Source organism: Maricaulis maris (assembly GCF_036322705.1).
GTDB classification, from domain to species: domain Bacteria; phylum Pseudomonadota; class Alphaproteobacteria; order Caulobacterales; family Maricaulaceae; genus Maricaulis; species Maricaulis maris_B.
Genome location: NZ_AP027270.1, coordinates 2,920,616 through 2,936,392, shown reverse-complemented (window position 1 = coordinate 2,936,392; position 15,777 = coordinate 2,920,616). Strand labels below are relative to the sequence as shown.

Genomic DNA, 15,777 nt, shown 5'->3' with positions numbered 1-15,777 from the left:
GTGCCGCCCGCGGGGCGACGAATGCAACGAAACGCGCTAACACGATCACCATGATAGAGACCGGACCTGACCTCACCCTGACCATCGCGCTCATCGCCGGTTCAGGAGTCGCCGCCCAATGGCTCGCCTGGCGCCTGCGCTGGCCGTCCATCGTCTTGATGATGGGCGCGGGCCTGATCCTTGGACCGATCTGGGCCTTTGTCGCCGGCACGCCCCTCGTTCACCCCTCTGCGGTCTTTGGTGATTATCTGCGCCCGATGATCGCGCTCGCCGTGGCGGTCATCCTGTTCGAGGGCGGGATCACCCTGAATTTCCGCGAGCTGCGTGATGCCTCGGGGCCGGTGCGCCGGATGGTTTTTCTCGGTTACCCGCTTGGGTGGGCCGGTGCGGTGCTCGCCCTGCACTATGTTGCCGGCCTCGCCTGGGACTTGTCGGCCATGATCGGGGCGCTGCTGACCACGACCGGGCCGACCGTGGTCCTGCCGCTCCTGCGGCAGGCCAAGCTGCCGGGCCGGATCGCGTCTGTCCTCAAATGGGAGGGGATCGTCAATGATCCGATCGGGGCCCTGTCCGCGGTCTTTGTGTTCGAGGCAATCCGCCAGACCGCGCTTGGCCAGGATTGGGTGCAAGCGGGTATGGCGCTGGCCTTCGGGGCACTGATCGGGGCCGCGCTGGGCTATGGTTTCGGCGCAGGCCTGTCGCGCGCCTTCCGGCGCGGCTGGGTTCCCGAGCCGATGAAGGCCCCCCTGGTGCTGGCGTCGGTTCTGGTCTGTTTCTCGGTTGCCGACGCGCTCGCCAATGAAACCGGGCTTGTCGCGGTGACCCTGTTCGGCCTCGTCGTCGCGAATTCGCGCCTGGCCTCGATCGAGGAAATGCGTCGCTTCAAGGAGGGGATCGCCTCCATCCTGGTGGCCAGTGTCTTTGTCGTCCTGGCTGCGGATCTGGCCCCCGCCGATCTGCTGGCTCTCAATGCCTGGCATTTCGCTTTCGTCGGGGTGTTCATCCTGGTGGTCCGGCCCGTAACCGTTGCCCTGGCGACCCTGGGTTCGGGCCTGAACCTCAAGGAGACGGCCTTTGTCGGGGTGATCGGGCCGCGCGGGGTTGTCGCGGCCGCCGCCGCCGGGCATCTGGCAGCAAGCCTGATCGAGGTCGGACGCGAGGATGCGGCCATTCTCGCGCCGCTGGTCTTCATCACCATTTTCATCAGCGTCTTCGGCTGTGGATTCGCGGTTTCACCCCTCGCCAAACTCCTGGGCCTGTCGCAGTCCGGTCCCGAACGGCTCCTGATTGTCGGCGCCAATCCCTGGAGCCTCGGTCTGGCCGATGCGCTGAAGAAGGCCGAGGTCCCCGTCACCATCGCTGATACCAGCTGGCGCCGCCTGCGGGCGGCCCGCCTCGCCGGTCACGAGGTTCATTACGGCGAGGTGCTGTCGGAAGCGGCCGACTGGCAGCTAGAACCGGCCCGCTTCTCGGCCTTGCTCGCAGCCTCCCCGAACGACGCCTACAACGCGCTCGTCTGTATCGATTACGGCCCGGAATTGGGGCGCAGCCGGGTCTTCCAGTTGTCCGGCTTTGACGGGCCCATTGATGCCGAGAAGGTGGAGGATGACCCGCGAGCCATCGCCTTCACCGCCCGCGGCCGGACCCTGATCCGGCGCGGCCGTGGCTATGACAGCCTGGCCCGCGACTGGTGGCAGGGCTGGCGGTTCCGCAACACGAAACTGACGGACTCCTATCCGCTGGAGACCTATCTCAAGGATGTAGGCGACCTGCCGGATCTGGTGATCGCCCGTATGCCCAATGGCAGTTTCCACCTACTGGGATCAGGGCGCGACGCACCGGCTCAGCCGGGCACGATCATCATCTGTTTCGCGCCGCCCGAGCTCGCCGTGGCTGACAGCGAGGCCGATCAGTTGTCGTAGGGTTGGTTCCCGCCCGGAGGGGCGCCACCGCAATAGGGCCAGTTATCCGCATTCGGGTCGCCATGCGGGCAGACGGCATCCGTACCGTCATAGATCGCAATACAGCCTGACAGGCTGGCGGCGCCCAAGAGCACGGCGAGGACAAGAAGTGAACGCTTGACTGACATGATGAGGCCCCTCTTCGGTCATATCGTGCCGCCAGCTTGGGCTTAGCGCAAGCCCCCAAGCGCGTGCCTTCATGGGGAATTAACCCTGCTGCGCGCAGATGAAACCTGACGATTGGTCACGAGGAATGAGCATGGCCCGCCGGCCCGGAAAATCTCAGGCGGCGCAGCGCGCCCGCTCGGCAGCACCCTCGCGCGGACAGCGACGTCCTGCGCGTCGCAAGCGCGCGCGCGGAAGCGGTTTTCCCTGGTTCCGCACGGCGGCTAGCCTGGCCATCATCGCCACACTTATCCTCGGCGGCTGGCTGGTTTCGATCGCTCGCGATCTCCCTGACACGGACGGGCTTCAGGCGATCGAGCGGACCGCCACAATCGCCTTTCTCGACCACAATGGCGCACTGATCGCCCGACGCGGCTCGGCGCACGGGCACGAGGTCACCATTGATGAGCTGCCGGACTATCTGATTGATGCGGTGCTGGCGGTCGAGGATCGCCGCTTCTACAGCCACCCGGGTGTGGATTTCATCGGTCTGGGTCGTGCCATGTTCGCGAATCTGCGGGCCGGCCGCGTCGTGCAGGGGGGCTCGACGCTGACCCAGCAGCTGGCCAAGAACCTGTTTCTGTCGCCCGAGCGCACGCTACGCCGCAAAGTGCAGGAAATGATGCTCGCCTTCTGGCTCGAAAGCCGGTTCAGCAAGGACGAAATTCTCGAGCTCTACCTCAATCGCGTCTATTTCGGCGGTGGTGCCTATGGTGTCGAAGCCGCTTCCCTGCGCTATTTCTCGCGCCCGGCCAGCGAGCTGGGTCTCGGCGAGGCTGCGTTGCTGGCCGGGCTGCTCAAGGCCCCCTCGCGCTACAGCCCGGTCAATGATGCGCAGCGGGCCGCGGCGCGGGCAACGGTGGTGCTCGACCTGATGGCCCAGACCGGCCGGATCACACAGGCAGAGCGGATGACCGCCGCCCAGACGCCGATCCGCGTCTCGCGCGGCTCGTCCAGCCAGGGTGCGCAATACTTCATCGACTGGACGGCTGAACAGGTGCGCCAGATCGCCGGCCTCGATCATGGCGACCTGGTTGTCTACACGACACTGGATGTCGACGCCCAGCGCGCGGCCGAGCGCGCTGTCAGCCTGATCCTGGACGACGAGACGCTGGCGTCGGGTGCCGGCGAGGGCGCGCTGGTATCGCTGGCGCATGATGGTGGCGTTCGCGCCATGGTCGGTGGCCGATCCTATGCCCGGTCCCAGTTCAACCGAGCGGTGCTGGCCCAGCGCCAGCCCGGGTCCGCGTTCAAGCCGTTTGTCTATGCCTCCGCGTTCGAGGCGGGTCTGTCGCCGGAGGATCGCCGCACGGACGAGCCGGTGCGGATCGGCGATTGGGCGCCACAGAATTACAATGACGAATACCGCGGCGAGATGACCCTGCGCGAAGGTTTCATCCGTTCTTCCAACTCGATCGCCGTGCAGATTGCCGAGGAGACCGGCCGCGGCCATGTCGCCCGGCTGGCGCGACGGCTGGGGATTGAGAGCCCGATGCGGGTTGATCGCTCGCTGGCGCTGGGGGTGTTCGAGGTCACGCCACTCGAACTTGCAACCGCCTACACGCCTTTTGCCAATGGCGGGCTTCGGGCTGGTGCCTACGGGATCGAGCGGATCGAGACGGCGCAGGGTGAACCCCTCTATGTCGCACCAACCCGGCCGGGTGAACTGGTTCTGGACGCCCGCACGAGCGCCCGGATGCGCGATCTCTTCCTGACCAATGTCCGCGAGGGAACCGGGCGCCGGGCGGCTGTGCCCGGTCTGGTCATTGGCGGCAAGACCGGAACGACCAATGAGTTCCGCGACGCCTGGTTTGCCGGCTTCAACAGCGAGCTGGTAACGGTCGTGTGGACCGGCAATGATGACAATTCCCCGACCGATCGCGCTACTGGCGGCGGCCCGCCGGCGCGGATTTTCCAGGCGTATCTCGAAGCGGCGCCCCGCACCGGGCTTGGCAGCCGCCCGGATCAACCCCTGACCGGTATGGCGGGCCAGCTCGCGATCGAGACCGCCAACCTTCCCCTGTCTGATCAACGGGCCGCGGATGCCGCCGATGACCGGGACGGGCAGGCTGAAGACCCGATCGGCGCTTTCCTCGCGGGTCTGGGGGGACGGGACTGACACGGAATCCCCCCAATTTTGTGACAGGTTTCAAGGACGTGTCGCAAACGTGGTGTTAAACTCGTCGTTGAGGGACGTTAAAACACCGATCCAAAAGGGGGTCATTATGAGATACAGCCTGCTTTCTGCCGCCGCCGCGGCCAGCGTCATTGCCTACATGTTGCCCGCCGGTAGCGTCGAGGCGCAAAGCCGCGCTGCGGCCGAGGCGGCCATGGCGCGCATGGGCCTTGATGGCACCAACCAATCCGTCAACTACGACAGTGTCGACTTCCGGGGCGGCCGCTACATCCTGAACGATGTGACCTTCAGCGATATCGAGGATGACGAGACCGGCAGCATGGAAGAGGTCCGCGCCGATCGGATGATCTTCGATACCCTGCGCCTGGATGCCAACGGCGAAGTCCTGTTTGACGGCCTCGCGCTGGAGGGGATCAGCGCGACCTCGAGCACGGACGGCACCGTCATCCGTCTCGACCGGGTCAGCATTGATGGTCCGAATGCCGCGATGACGACCGATTTTGGTCGCGCTGTCGCCGGCGAGACCGATGAGGACTATCAAGCCGCCTGGAACACCTATGAGTTCGAGGGCTTCAGCCTTGAGGGTCTGTCCGGTAGCGGCTCGGAAGAGGCCGGGGCTTTCGAGTTCAACCTCGCACAATTCGTCGTCGAGAATTACACCCGCGTCGAACTGGGCCGCATGGCCATTCTGGGCTTCGCCTTCTCCGGCGTCGACGACAGCGGTGAGGCGGTCACCGTCAATATGGGCGAGATCTCGCTGCTCGGCTTCCAGACCGAAGCCTATTCCGCGATGATGGATGCGGTCGCTGCAGGTGCCGATGAAGACGGCATGATGCAGGCCTACTATCAGAGCGCCTTCATTTCGCCGATGGATGTCTATGACAGCTTCGCCATCCGCGACATCCTCGTCGAGGCATCGGGCGTTCATTTCTCGATGGACCATCTCACTTCGGCGATGGAGCGTTACGGCTCGCGCATCACGACGACCGCAGAGCTTGGCTCGGCCATGCTGATCCCGGATCCGTCCAAGCCGGCTGGTGCCCAGCTCGCCATGGGCCTTGGCATGCTCGGATACGAGCAGCTCGAGCTCCGCATGGCGGCCAATTCTGTCTATGACGAAGACACGGGCCGTGCCTACACCACGGGCGACAATTTCATCGAGTTGACGGACGGTCTGCGTCTTGAGATGGCCCAGGATGTCTCCGGATACAACGAGTATATCGCCAACATGCCGGACGCCATGATGGCCATGACCGAAGCGGCCGATGTCAGTGATGGCGCCCAGCTCTCGGCCATGGCCCAGTTGATGGGGCCCCTTCTCATCAACAATATGTCGATGCGACTCGTTGATCTCTCCATCCTCGACCGGGCCCTTGACGCCGGCGCTGCGGCGCAGGGCATCACCAAGGAAGAACTGCGGGTCCAGGCCGGTGCCATGATGGGCATGGGACTGATGGCGGCGCCGCCGGAAATCCCGCGCCCGGTTCTCGCCCAGCTGTCCACCGCCCTGACCAATTTCGTCAACCAGGGTGGTAGCCTGACCATCGACATGACGCCGCCGACCCCGCTGAGCATTGGCGATATGCTCCTCGATATCGAGGCCGGCACCTTCGATTACAACGATCTGGGCCTCAGCTTCTCGTCTGAAGCCCCCTGATCCTGACTGCGGTCAAAGAGAAGGCGCCGCCCGGGTCCGGGTGGCGCCTTTTTCTTTGACCACGCGCAAGGGCTGGTTAGCGCGCCTTGAGCGCCGCGCCTCCGGCCTCGTCCATGAATGTCTTCATGCGCGGTGCGATCTGTTCGCGGAAGCGGCGACCATTGAAGACGCCATAATGGCCGACACCCGGCTGGATATAGTCCTGGCGCAGCGTCTCCGGAAGGTTGCTGCACAAAGTGTGCGCGGCCTGGGTTTGGCCGATGCCGGAGATATCGTCCTTCTCGCCTTCAACGGTCAGCAAGGCGACATCCTTGATCGCAGACGGGTCAACCTTGCGGTCGCCATGCATCTGCTCACCCCGGGCCAGCTTGTGCTCCTGGAACACGTCGGTGATGGTCTGCAGGTAGAACTCTTCGGACAGGTCCATCACGGCGAGATACTCGTCATAGAAGGTCCGGTGCTTGTCAGCGCTGTCGCCGTCACCCTCAACCAGCTGGGTGTAGAAGTTCCAGTGCGCGTCGACATGACGCTCGAGATTCATGTTCATGAAGCCCGCGAGCTGCAGGAAGCCCGGATAGACCCGCCGGAACGCACCCGGATTGGGCGCCGGCACGGTATGAATGAGATTGCCGGAGAACCACTCGAAGGGCTTCTCCTCGGCCAGCTTGTTCGGCACGGTCGGTGACAGGCGGGTGTCGATCGGCGAGCCCATGAAGGTCATCGAGGCGGGACGATTTGCATCGTCATCCTCGGCCATCAGCGCGATGGCGGCGAGGGTTGGCGGTCCGGGCTGGCACACGGCCACGACGTGCAGGTCGGGGCCGAGCAGCGTCATCATCTCGCGGATATAGCTGGTGAAGTCATCCAGATCGAAGCGGCCATCGGTGACCGGCACCATCCGGGCATCCTGCCAGTCGGTGATGTAGACCTCGCTGTCGGGCAGAAAGGCCTCGACCGTACCGCGCAGGAGGGTCGCATAGTGGCCCGACATCGGGGCCACGAACAGCACCTTGCGATCCGCGGTTTCGGTCCCGCGTGCCGCGATGAGGGCGTCCTGGTCGCGCTGGAAGTGCAGGAGCGAGCACCACGGCTTGCTCCAGATGACCTCTTCGCTGATGCCGACCGGCTGTCCGTTGATCTCGGTATGCTCGATCATCCATTCCGGCTTGGCATAGCGGCGGGTGACCGACTCGAAGAGCTCGGCGGCGGCGGCCATGGTCCGGCCAGCCATCGTTTCACCCATCGGATTCATCGGCGAGCGCATCATCTTGCGCGTCGCATTTGCGGCGGCTCGCCATGGCGTCATGGCCATGCGGTTCAATTCATAGACGCTGTAAAGCATGGGCTCTCCTCGCGTCGGCGGCGGGCGCCGGCACTGTTCCGGACAGTTATCCGGGGTTTTCCTCAAGGAAGTCTTGCAGGCGGCTCGCGAGATCGCGCGGGTCAACGCCAGAGGTAAAGACGTCAACGAAATTCGCCTCGCCATCCATCAGATAGATGATGGAGGTGTGATCCATCAGATAGTCGCCGCTGCCGGCATCCTCGGCGCGTTGATAAACGACCCGATAGGCCCGCGCGACAGAGGCGATCTGCTCCTCTGTTCCGGTCAGGCCGACCAGCCCGTCGGGAAAGGCGGGCGAGCTGACATAGCTCGCCATCTGCTCGACGGTGTCACGCTCGGGATCGATGGTGATCAGCATCGGCTGGATCCGGGCGCGCTCGTCCTCGCTGAGCTGATCCATGGCTGCGGCCATGATCTGGAGCGAGAAGGGGCAGACGTCGGGGCAGTAGGTGTAGCCGAAATAGATCAGCATCAGCTTGCCGGCATAGGTGTCCTGGGTGACCGTTGCACCGGTCTGGTCGACCAGTTCGAACGGACCGCCGACGAGGGCTTCCCCGCTCGTCCGCACACCGGCACGCCGCTCGACCGATGGCGAGCTGTCCGTCAACATCAGCGTGAAGAACGCGATCAGAAGAACGGTGGGCGCTGCGATCAGCAGCCAGAGCACGGGACGCGGCATTTTGACTCCTCGGCAGGGGTGCCCGATCTGTTCGGGCGCAGACGAAGCGTGCTAACCAGAACGCCTCTCATTGCTGCGTGTGCGAAGTTAGGCCCAAGCAGCGGTGCTGTCCATCGCGTGGCGCGGTCACGCTCGAAGAAGGCAAAATCTCAATGAGCGAAAGCGAATGGGACCCTTATGGCGGTGATGCGCACCTGACACCGGTTTTCGGACGCTTGCGCTTGCGAACGCTGGTCATGCTGCGATGGCTGGCGGTGGGTGGTCAGACCGTGACCATTCTGATTGTCCACTTCCTCGCCGGTTTCGAGCTGCCGATCGGATTCTGCCTCGGCCTGATCGCGATGAGCGCCCTGGTGAATACCTGGCTGACCCTGGCGGTGCCGCCGCAGAAATTTGCCAGGGACTGGGAGGCGTTTGCCCAGCTCGGCTTCGATGTCCTGCAGATGTGCGCCCTGCTGATGCTCACCGGCGGCTTGCAGAACCCGTTCGTGGTGATGCTGGCGGCGCCGATCATTATCGCCGTTGCCGCCCTGCCGCCGCGCTGGGCCGGAGGCGTGGCGATCATTGCGATCGCCGGAACCGGTGCCATGTGGCTATGGAGCCTGCCGCTGCCCTGGTATGGCGGGGTCACACTCGATCTGCCGGGCATGTATGTCTTCGGCCTGCTGGTTGCGATCTTCATCGCTGTCGCCTTCACCGCCGTCTATTCCTGGCGGGTCAGTCAAGAGGGCAAGCGGATGGCGACGGCCCTGGCGGCGACCCAGAGCGTGCTGTCGCGCGAGCAGCGCTTGTCAGCTCTTGGCGCCTTGTCGGCCGCCGCCGCCCACGAGCTCGGAACACCGCTGGCGACGATCCAGCTCACGGCCAAGGAAATGCTCCGCGAAATCGAGGCCGGTACGCCCCTGAGCGAGGATGCCGAACTTCTGGTGACCCAGGCGCGTCGGTGCCGCGACATACTGAAGCGGCTGGGTGAGGTCCAGGAGGCCTCTGATGTCCGTCACGACCGGATCGAGTTCCTGGCCGCCCTCGAGGAAGCGAGCGCGCCGCTGCGGGGTTTGGGGCCGCTGGTGAATGTGGAACTGGCCGACCCGGCAGACGATGACCAGCCGGTGCTTCGGCGTATTCCGGAGCTGATCTACGGGATCGGAAATTTCGTCGAGAACTCCGTCGATTTCGCGGTCACCCGTGTTGTGGTGGAAGGACGATGGGATCGCAGCAATATCTATATCCGGGTGATCGATGATGGTCCGGGATTCAGCTCGGACATCCTCTCGAAGATCGGCGAGCCCTACGTCACCTCGCGGTCGGGAACGCCGGGTCAGGGCGGGCTCGGGCTGGGTGTCTTTATCGCCAAGACAATGATCGAGAAGACCGGCGGCGTGGTCCGGTTTGACAATGCCCCGGCACCGGGTGGGGCGATCGTGTCGATCCGCTGGCCGCGCAAACGGGTGGAGGCCCCGCCCTCCGTGAGCTAGATACTGAACGAGACCAAGAATTCGCGAGGACCGACGCGTGAGTGAGATCGAATACGAACTTCCCGAGGACAAGTCGCTGCTCATCCTGGACGATGATGCGCCCTTCCGGACGCGTCTCGGACGGGCGATGACCAGCCGGGGTTTCATTGTGTCTGCAGTGGCCACCGTTGAAGAGGCCAAGGAAGTGGCCAAGGCCAATCCGCCGGCCTTTGCCGTGCTTGACCTTCGGCTGCAGGACGGTGACGGGCTTGATGTGGTCAAGGCCCTGCACGCCTCGCGCGCAGATTGCCGGGTCGTCATGCTGACGGGCTATGGCAACATCGCGACAGCGGTTGCCGCCGTGAAGGCCGGGGCTGTGGATTACATGTCCAAACCTGCTGACGCGGACGACATCATCAAGGCCTTGCTGGCCCATCCCGAGGACAAGCCGGAACCGCCGGAAAACCCGATGTCGGCAGATCGCGTCCGCTGGGAGCATATCCAGCGCGTGTTCGAGCTGTGCGATCACAATGTCTCGGAGACGGCGCGCCGGCTGAACATGCACCGCCGTACCCTGCAACGCATTCTGGCCAAGCGCGCGCCGCGCTAGCGACCGGGGGTCTCGCTGGGGGCCACACGGGCATAGCCATAGACCGGGCCGCCATTGGCGCCCTGAACAATCGCGACTGTGGCGTATCGGCGGAAGCTCTCGCCGGTGAAGCTGGCCGGTCCGCCGGCCCAGTTGCCGAGATAGGTCAGGCTCTTGACCATGTTGTACTGGAGCATGTCGAGGCCGCTATTCTCGCCGGCCCGGACCTGGACCGTTGCCCAGCCCGGAGCATAGGCCACCAGCCAGACATCGAGTTCGGCCTCCGGCGCTTCGCCATCGAGGCCGACGCGGAAGGATCCGAACGGACCATCGCTGATGGTAATGACCGGGCTGTCCGGCATCGCGGTCAGGCGATCCTCGACCGCATGGGCGACTGCGTCCTGCTCCCAACCCGGCGCATCGGTGACGCCATCAACGACAAAATGTGGTGTGTAGAGACGCGGCACGCCGAGGCGCGGCAGATAAGTGCGCTGGCGCTGGACATATTCTGGCCGGGCATAGGTGTCGGTCCAGCCATACATGTCCCAATAGGACACCGCATAGGCGAGCACGAAGACGTTCTCGCGCTGGTCCAGTTCGCCCAGATACCGATTGGCTTCCGGGCACAGGCCGCAGCCCTGGCTGGTGAAGAGCTCGACCAGGACCGGGCGTTCGTCCGCGCCGGTCGACGCTTCGCCGGCTGAGGCAGCCGGCAGGGTGGTCACGCTGAAGGCCAGCGCCAGAAGGGGGGAGAGCCATTTCATGGCGTCCAGATAAGCATACCCGCCCGCATCATCCAATCAAATGGCCGTGACGCGGGCGGGAGCTTGAGGCTGGCTGACTAGGCCGCTGCGAGATTGCGCAGGACGTAGTGCAGGATGCCGCCGTGGCGGAAGTATTCCAGCTCATTCTCGGTATCGATCCGGGCGCGGGCCGGAGCAGTCTTGACCGTGCCGTCCGGGAAGGCGATCTCGATCGTCATCATGCCACGCGGCTCGAGGCTTTCGATGCCGCGAATGGTGACGATCTCGTCGCCGGTCATGCCCAGGGCTTCCCAGCTGCCACCATCCTCGAACTGCAGGGGCAGCACGCCCATGCCGATCAGGTTGGAGCGGTGGATACGCTCGAAGCTCTCGGCGATCACCGCCTTGACGCCCAGAAGACGGGTGCCCTTGGCGGCCCAGTCGCGCGAGGAGCCTGTGCCGTATTCCTTGCCACCGAACACCACGAGCGGGGTGCCTTCGGCCTGGTGCGCCATGCAGGCGTCGTAGATGTCGACCTGCTGGCCGTCCTTCAGCGTGTAGCCGCCTTCGACGCCATCGAGCATCTTGTTCTTGATGCGGATATTGGCGAACGTGCCGCGCATCATCACTTCGTGATTGCCGCGCCGCGAACCGTAGGAGTTGAACTCCAGAACCGGAACCTGGCGTTCCTGCAGGTAGCGACCGGCCGGGCTGTCGGCCTTGATCGAACCGGCCGGCGAGATGTGGTCGGTGGTGATCGAGTCGCCGAACAGGCCCATGATCTTGGCATTGACGACATCGCCCGGGCTTTCCGGGTCCATGGTCATGCCTTCGAAGTAGGGCGGGTTCTGGACATAGGTCGAGGTGTGGTCCCAGGCATAGGTCAGGCCGCCCGGCACTTCGATGCCACCCCAGGCGTCATCACCCTTGAAGACGTTGGCATAGCGCTTGGCAAACATGTCCGGGGTCACCGAGGTGCGAACCACTTCGGCGATCTCGGCCGAGCTCGGCCAGATGTCCTTCAGGTAGACGTCATTGCCGTCCTGGTCCTGGCCCAGCGGGTCGGTGACCAGATTGACCTTCATCGAGCCGGCCAGCGCATAGGCGACAACCAGCGGCGGCGAGGCGAGATAGTTGGCTCGCACGTCCGGCGAGATCCGGCCTTCAAAGTTGCGGTTGCCGGACAGAACCGAGGTCGCGACAAGGTCGTTTTCGTTGATCGTCTTCGAGATCGCCGGCGGCAGCGGACCGGAATTGCCGATACAGGTGGTGCAGCCATAGCCGACCAGGTCGAAGCCAAGGGCGTCGAGATCGTCGTTCAGGCCGGCCCGCAGCAGGTAATCGGTCACGACCTGGGAGCCCGGGGCCAGCGAGGTCTTCACCCAGGGCTTGGTCTTCAGGCCCTTGGCCACGGCATTGCGGGCCAGCAGGCCGGCGCCGAGCATGACTGACGGGTTGGAGGTGTTGGTGCAGGAGGTGATGGCCGCGATGGCGACGTCACCATTGGTGAAAGCGTAGTCCTCACCGGCGACCGGCGCCGACTTGTTGAGCTCGTCACCCTTGCCGTATTCGCTTTCCATGATGCGGGCGAAACCGGCAGCCGCGTTGGACAGTTCGATCCAGTCCTGCGGACGTTTCGGACCCGAGACGGCCGGAACGACTTCCGACATGTCGAGGTGGAGCGTGTCGGTGAAGACCGGGTCGGCATCGTAGTCCGGGCGGAACATGCCCTGGGCCTTGGAATAGGCTTCAACCAGAGCCACGCGCTTGTCGTCGCGGCCGGTGGCCTTGAGGTAGGCGAGCGTTTCGTTGTCGACCGGGAAGAAGCCGCAGGTGGCGCCGTATTCCGGTGCCATGTTGGCGATGGTGGCTTCGTCTTCGAGCGACAGGTGATCGAGGCCCGAGCCGTAGAATTCCACGAACTTGCCGACCACGCCGCGCTTGCGGAGCATTTCCACGACTTTCAGCACGAGGTCGGTTGCGGTTGCGCCCTCGGGCATCTTGCCGGTCAGCTCGAAGCCGACGACTTCCGGGATAAGCATGGAGACCGGCTGGCCCAGCATGGCGGCTTCGGCCTCGATGCCGCCGACGCCCCAGCCGAGAACGGCGAGGCCGTTGATCATGGTGGTGTGGCTGTCGGTGCCCACGCAGGTGTCCGGATAGGCGATGGTCTCGCCGTCTTCTTCCTTGGTCCAAACAGCCTGGGCGAGGTTTTCCAGATTGACCTGGTGGATGATACCGGTGCCCGGCGGGACCACGCGGAAATTGTCAAACGCCTTGGCGCCCCATTTCAGGAATTTGTAGCGCTCGCCATTGCGCTCGTACTCGCGCTCGACATTCTTGGCGAAGCTGTCGGCGTGTCCGAAATTGTCGACCATCACCGAGTGGTCGATCACGAGATCGACCGGGACCTGCGGATTGATACGATCCGGGTCGGCGCCCAGCTTGGTGGCGGCGTCGCGCATGGCAGCGAGGTCGACCACGGCCGGCACACCGGTAAAGTCCTGCATGACCACACGAGCCGGACGATAGGCGATTTCGTGGGTCGACTTGCGGGTCGTCAGCCATTCGGCCATCGCTTCGATGTCGGCTTTGGTGACGGTCTTGCCGTCTTCAAAGCGCAGCAGGTTTTCCAGCAGCACTTTCAGCGAGCCCGGAAGCCGGGAAACCCCGGCCAGCCCGTTCGCCTCGGCGACCTTCAGATCATAATAGGCATACGTTTCACCGGCAGCGGTGAGCGTACGTTTACAGGAAAAACTGTCGAGAGAGGCCATATGCGTCGTCCTCATGGGGTCAGGGGTAAAATACCCGGTGGGGAGGTCGGCCACGTTTTGCGGCCACATGTTTTGGCGGGTTTTAGCCGGACATTCGGTCTGCTGCAATGCGGCGTTACGTGCGTTGACGGATAGGCCCCTGTCGGGCGACATGCTGAGCCATGCCGACTGAAGCCGCAAAATTCCCCGCCATGCCCGCTTTTGCACCGGAACGGCTCGCTGTTGCCGGGCTGACGCTGTCGCGCGGCGGTCTGGTGCTGGTGCGTGATTTCAGCCTCGATCTGGTGCCGGGCGACGCGGTGCTGATGAGTGGTCCGAACGGAACCGGCAAGACAACGCTGATGCGAGCAATCGCCGGTTTTATCCGGCCCGACGCCGGAAACATCCGCATCGGTGACCAGGCGCCAGCCGTCGCGGCCGCCGACACGCTCGGCTGGCTCGGGCATGCGGACGGGCTCAAGCCGGGTGAAACGCCTCGTCAGGCCTTGCGGTTCTGGTCCGACATGGCCGGGCAGGGCCGCCAGCCAATCCTGCCGCTGATGCGGGCGATGGCCATCGAAAGCCTGATCGACCGACCCGCGGGCCGCCTCTCCCGGGGCCAGCAAAGACGGACGGCCCTGGTCCGGGTTGCCTTGTCCAACCGGCCGATCTGGCTGCTGGACGAGCCCGCCGGTCCGCTTGATGGCGGCGGTCGGGCGCGGCTGGCCGACCTCGTTTCCTGGCACCGCGCCCGCGGCGGCAGTGTTATAGCGGCGACGCACCAGACCCTCGACTGGCCCAACGCCAGACGGATCGATCTGGGGGCCCACCGATGAGTGCGCTGTCTGCCATTTTTGCCCGCGAAGCGCGTCTGGCCTGGGCCGGCGGCGGTGGCGCCGCCGGGCCGGCGGCCTTCTTCCTTGCAGCCATCACCCTCGCCCCCCTCGCCATCGGGCCGGCGGCTGATCTTCTGGCGGCAGTTGGTCCGGGGATCATGGGCTTTGCGGCCCTGCTCTCGGTGTTGCAATCCGCTGATCGTCTGTTCGGCGATGATCATGGTGACGGCACCGCCGAGCTTTACCTGCTCAGTGGCGTGACACCGTCCTGGCTGGTTCTGGCCAAGGTGATGGGGCAAGCGGCTGCTACCCTTTGGCCGTTACCCGTGATCGGATTGTTGGGAGCGCTGATGTACGGCGTCACAATCCTGCCCGCACTGGTCGGCGCTCTGGCGCTGTTGGCCGCGATCCCGGCGCTGTCCCTGATAGCCGGTTTCGCGGGCGCCCTAGCGGCGGGCATTCGGCGCAGCGGTCTTCTGATTGCGCTCATCGCGACGCCGATGATGGTGCCTGTCCTGATCTTCGCCGCCGGCGCCGGGCGTTCTGCCTTCGAGGGTGACGAGCGCGCGCTGGCCAATCTTCTGCTGACGCTGGCCGTTTCACTGGCAACTACGGCGCTGGCCCCGTTTGGCATTGCTGCTGCCCTGCGCAGCCGGCTTGGGTGACCCTGCCTTCTTGAACACGCGTGACACGGCCTTATCTCCGGGCCCGGACTGCCGTTACCAGAAGAGACCCAGCCATGGCGCTGCAAACCACTGACCCTGCGAACGAGATCCGCCTGAATGCCGATTTCAGCGAACGCGCCGTTGTGCGCCCGGAAGACTATGAGTGGGTGAGGTCGCCCGCGAGCGGAGTCGAGCGGATGATGCTGGATCGGATCGGCGGTGAAGTCGCCCGGGCCACCACCATCGTGCGTTTCGCCCCGAACTCGCGCTTCGACCCGCACGACCATCCGCTCGGCGAGGAGTTTCTGGTTCTGGAGGGGGTCTTCTCGGATGAGAGCGGGGACTATCCCGCCGGCAGCTATGTCCGCAATCCGCCTGGTAGCCGCCACCAGCCGCATACCGATCCGGGCTGCACCATCCTGGTCAAGTTGCGGCAGTTCGATCCGATGGACCTGGTCAGCAAAGTCATCGACACGAGATCCGCCCCGTTCCGGCCCGGCCTTGTGGACGGTCTATCGGTGCTTCCGCTCCATGAAGCTGGAACCGAGCATGTGGCGCTGGTCCGCTGGCAGCCGGGGACCCGGTTCAACCGGCATCGCCACTGGGGCGGTGAGGAGATCTTCGTGATCGAAGGCGTGTTCGAGGACGAGCATGGCCGCTATCCGGCCGGGAGCTGGCTCCGCAGCCCCCACATGAGCCAGCACACGCCGTTTTCGACCGAAGGCTGCCTGATCTGGGTCAAGACCGGGCATTTGCCGCAATAGGCTGCGACTATCCGGCAGTTGCGGGGCGCGAG

13 protein-coding genes are annotated in these 15,777 nt (G+C 64.6%); 8 read left to right on the top strand and 5 right to left on the bottom strand.

The window, feature by feature from the left end; genetic code table 11:
• The first annotated feature begins 50 nt into the window (after window positions 1-50).
• Entirely contained in the window at window positions 51-1,922 is a 1,872-nt protein-coding gene (locus AAA969_RS13965) for a sodium:proton antiporter (RefSeq protein ID WP_338246767.1), read from the top strand.
• Here AAA969_RS13965 and AAA969_RS13960 read toward each other — a convergent pair.
• Window positions 1,910-2,089, bottom strand: a complete 180-nt coding sequence (locus AAA969_RS13960) for a hypothetical protein (protein WP_338246766.1) — start codon at window positions 2,087-2,089, stop codon at window positions 1,910-1,912. The two genes, AAA969_RS13965 and AAA969_RS13960, sit on opposite strands and share 13 nt — an antisense overlap.
• Window positions 2,090-2,220: 131 nt before the next feature.
• On the opposite strand from AAA969_RS13960, the gene AAA969_RS13955 reads away from it, so the two are divergent.
• Both AAA969_RS13955 and AAA969_RS13950 read left to right on the top strand, forming a co-directional pair.
• Window positions 2,221-4,245 (top strand): transglycosylase domain-containing protein, encoded by a 2,025-nt coding sequence (locus AAA969_RS13955; RefSeq protein WP_338246764.1) that lies wholly within the window; start codon window positions 2,221-2,223, stop codon window positions 4,243-4,245.
• Between the two features lie 106 nt (window positions 4,246-4,351).
• Window positions 4,352-5,920: a hypothetical protein gene (locus tag AAA969_RS13950; protein ID WP_338246762.1), complete on the top strand. Its 1,569-nt coding sequence runs from the start codon at window positions 4,352-4,354 to the stop codon at window positions 5,918-5,920.
• Window positions 5,921-5,996: 76 nt separating this feature from the next.
• On the opposite strand, the gene AAA969_RS13945 is transcribed toward AAA969_RS13950, so the two are convergent.
• On the bottom strand, window positions 5,997-7,262 hold the full coding sequence (locus tag AAA969_RS13945; RefSeq protein WP_338246760.1) for a polyhydroxyalkanoate depolymerase: 1,266 nt from the start codon (window positions 7,260-7,262) through the stop codon (window positions 5,997-5,999).
• A 46-nt stretch (window positions 7,263-7,308) separates the two neighbouring features.
• Window positions 7,309-7,941 carry an SCO family protein gene (locus tag AAA969_RS13940; protein ID WP_338246758.1) on the bottom strand — a complete coding sequence of 211 codons (633 nt, stop codon included), beginning with the start codon at window positions 7,939-7,941 and terminating at the stop codon, window positions 7,309-7,311.
• 152 nt (window positions 7,942-8,093) lie between these two features.
• Here AAA969_RS13940 and AAA969_RS13935 point away from each other — a divergent pair, with 152 nt between their 5' ends.
• Together AAA969_RS13935 and AAA969_RS13930 are read left to right on the top strand one after the other, a co-directional pair.
• Window positions 8,094-9,416 carry an ActS/PrrB/RegB family redox-sensitive histidine kinase gene (locus tag AAA969_RS13935; RefSeq protein WP_338246756.1) on the top strand — a complete coding sequence of 441 codons (1,323 nt, stop codon included), beginning with the start codon at window positions 8,094-8,096 and terminating at the stop codon, window positions 9,414-9,416.
• Between the two features lie 37 nt (window positions 9,417-9,453).
• Complete coding sequence (locus AAA969_RS13930) at window positions 9,454-10,005, top strand: ActR/PrrA/RegA family redox response regulator transcription factor (protein ID WP_338246754.1); 552 nt, start codon at window positions 9,454-9,456, stop codon at window positions 10,003-10,005.
• Here AAA969_RS13930 and AAA969_RS13925 read toward each other — a convergent pair.
• Both AAA969_RS13925 and acnA read right to left on the bottom strand, forming a co-directional pair.
• Window positions 10,002-10,748, bottom strand: coding sequence for a DUF1223 domain-containing protein (locus AAA969_RS13925; protein ID WP_338246752.1), 747 nt, complete (start codon window positions 10,746-10,748; stop codon window positions 10,002-10,004). The two genes, AAA969_RS13930 and AAA969_RS13925, sit on opposite strands and share 4 nt — an antisense overlap.
• Window positions 10,749-10,825: 77 nt before the next feature.
• Entirely contained in the window at window positions 10,826-13,501 is a 2,676-nt protein-coding gene (gene acnA / locus AAA969_RS13920) for an aconitate hydratase AcnA (RefSeq protein WP_338246751.1), read from the bottom strand.
• Window positions 13,502-13,662: 161 nt separating this feature from the next.
• On the opposite strand from acnA, the gene ccmA reads away from it, so the two are divergent.
• The 3 genes from ccmA to AAA969_RS13905 all read left to right on the top strand — a co-directional run bounded on the left by ccmA (window position 13,663) and on the right by AAA969_RS13905 (window position 15,745).
• On the top strand, window positions 13,663-14,316 hold the full coding sequence (ccmA, locus tag AAA969_RS13915; RefSeq protein WP_338246749.1) for a heme ABC exporter ATP-binding protein CcmA: 654 nt from the start codon (window positions 13,663-13,665) through the stop codon (window positions 14,314-14,316).
• Complete coding sequence (locus AAA969_RS13910; RefSeq protein ID WP_338246747.1) at window positions 14,313-14,981, top strand: heme exporter protein CcmB; 669 nt, start codon at window positions 14,313-14,315, stop codon at window positions 14,979-14,981. Before ccmA ends, AAA969_RS13910 begins: the two co-directional genes overlap by 4 nt.
• 74 nt (window positions 14,982-15,055) lie before the next feature.
• The gene (locus AAA969_RS13905) at window positions 15,056-15,745 is read left to right on the top strand and encodes a cupin domain-containing protein (RefSeq protein ID WP_338246745.1); all 690 of its coding nucleotides are present in this window, start codon (window positions 15,056-15,058) and stop codon (window positions 15,743-15,745) included.
• Window positions 15,746-15,777 lie beyond the last annotated feature (32 nt).

Excerpts from the sequence above, each read along its gene's own strand:
- ccmA (WP_338246749.1), top strand. The coding sequence starts at position 13,663 with ATGCCGACTGAAGCCGCAAAATTCCCCGCCATGCCCGCTTTTGCACCG.
- AAA969_RS13910 (WP_338246747.1), top strand. The coding sequence starts at position 14,313 with ATGAGTGCGCTGTCTGCCATTTTTGCCCGCGAAGCGCGTCTGGCCTGG.
- AAA969_RS13940 (WP_338246758.1), bottom strand. The coding sequence starts at position 7,941 with ATGCCGCGTCCCGTGCTCTGGCTGCTGATCGCAGCGCCCACCGTTCTT.
- AAA969_RS13960 (WP_338246766.1), bottom strand. The coding sequence starts at position 2,089 with ATGTCAGTCAAGCGTTCACTTCTTGTCCTCGCCGTGCTCTTGGGCGCC.
- AAA969_RS13905 (WP_338246745.1), top strand. The coding sequence starts at position 15,056 with ATGGCGCTGCAAACCACTGACCCTGCGAACGAGATCCGCCTGAATGCC.
- AAA969_RS13935 (WP_338246756.1), top strand. The coding sequence starts at position 8,094 with ATGAGCGAAAGCGAATGGGACCCTTATGGCGGTGATGCGCACCTGACA.
- AAA969_RS13965 (WP_338246767.1), top strand. The coding sequence starts at position 51 with ATGATAGAGACCGGACCTGACCTCACCCTGACCATCGCGCTCATCGCC.
- AAA969_RS13950 (WP_338246762.1), top strand. The coding sequence starts at position 4,352 with ATGAGATACAGCCTGCTTTCTGCCGCCGCCGCGGCCAGCGTCATTGCC.
- AAA969_RS13925 (WP_338246752.1), bottom strand. The coding sequence starts at position 10,748 with ATGAAATGGCTCTCCCCCCTTCTGGCGCTGGCCTTCAGCGTGACCACC.
- AAA969_RS13955 (WP_338246764.1), top strand. The coding sequence starts at position 2,221 with ATGGCCCGCCGGCCCGGAAAATCTCAGGCGGCGCAGCGCGCCCGCTCG.
- AAA969_RS13945 (WP_338246760.1), bottom strand. The coding sequence starts at position 7,262 with ATGCTTTACAGCGTCTATGAATTGAACCGCATGGCCATGACGCCATGG.
- acnA (WP_338246751.1), bottom strand. The coding sequence starts at position 13,501 with ATGGCCTCTCTCGACAGTTTTTCCTGTAAACGTACGCTCACCGCTGCC.